At 57.6% G+C, this 1449-nt stretch carries 1 protein-coding gene; it reads right to left on the bottom strand.

What is annotated here, in order from left to right; genetic code table 11:
- Positions 1-73: 73 nt before the first annotated feature.
- On the bottom strand, positions 74-1449 hold a 1376-nt coding region (locus ACR0BK_RS20335; protein WP_480556062.1), incomplete at its 5' end, for an IS1182 family transposase.

A 1449-nucleotide genomic window follows, 5' to 3' on the forward strand; every position in this document is an offset into this window, starting at 1 on the left:
CGATATTGTTGAAAAACAACGTGTTGCTGGCGCAGAGAGAGGCGTACCGAACTGAGCGCGAGTGCCTTTCTTGTCAGGCTTTGCTCGTTTGCTGCGGTGCGGGAAAGATCTTGGCCAGTTTTCGGAGGTTCTGGGCGGTGGCGGCGAGGAGGAATTCGTCGGTTGCACCACAAGGGCCACGTAATCGGAGTCGTCCCAGCCCGAGAATGCGTTTGAGGTGGGCAAACAGCATCTCAACCTTCTTTCGGAGCTTTGCCGAGACTTTGTATTGGGGCGTTTTGCGAATGGCGCGTGCCACATCGCGTGCGTCTTCATGTTCTTCGCGGGTGATTTTGCGAGCATCGGCGTTTGGGCAGCACTTCATCTTCGACGGGCACGCCAGGCAGGTGTGTTTGAGGGCCTGATACTTGGCCACGCCCTTGCCCGTCGGGCCACGGTTCGGATCAGAGTAGTTGCGACGAAACTGCTTGAGCGCTTCGCCCTCAGGGCAGATGTATTGGTTGTTCTCGGGATCCCATTCAAAGTCTGCACGGGACCATGTGCCATCTGTCCGGCCAGCTTTGTCGATAACGGGAATGTGCGGCGCGATCTTGCGCTTCACCAGCCAGTCCAGCATGGGGCCGGAACCGTAAGCGGTATCTGCGATTAACCGTTCTGGGTGCAGGTCGAACTTGTCTTTGACCCGGTTCAACATCGTCTTTGTTGAACCGACTTCTGCCTGTCGGATTGATCTGGTGGCTTCGACATCGACGATTACACCGTGATCCGTATCAATCAGATAATTGTCGGAATAGCTGAAGAATGCAGGGCCTTTGCGGGCTGCAGTCCATTGGCTGGCGGGGTCAGAATGTGAGGTGAACTTGGGCTGTACCTCGCTGGCCGCGCCGAATGCCGCCTCGTCCAGCGTGTCGAGATACTCGCGGACCGCGCGGGACGCATCTGCCGGGTCAATGCTTGCCGCGTCCCAGTCTTCCTTCGGTGTTGAGTTCCGTTTGTTAGCATCGGCTTCGATCAGGCTGGCATCAATCGCCATGCGCTGGCCGCTGACGAGACCTTCCTCAATGCAGCGTGCCACAGTTGTCTCAAACAGACGACGCAACAGTTCGCTTTCCCGGAAACGGCCGTGCCGGTTCTTGGAAAACGTGGAATGGTCTGGCACCCGGTCGTTCAAGTCGAGACGGCAGAACCAGCGGTATGCCAGGTTCAAATGCACCTCTTCGCAGAGCCGTCGCTCGGATCGAATACCGAAGCAATAGCCAACCAACAGCATGCGGATCAGCAGTTCGGGATCGACGGAGGGCCGGCCCGTGTGGCTGTAGAAATCCGTAAGGTGCGCGCGAATGCTGCCCAGATCGACGAACCGGTCAATCGAGCGCAAAAGGTGGTCTTGCGGGACATGATCCTCCAGCGAGAACTCGTAAAACAGCGACGCTTGCGCTTCCTGTCTCG

It is taken from the genome of Ruegeria sp. AF1 (assembly GCF_056542125.1).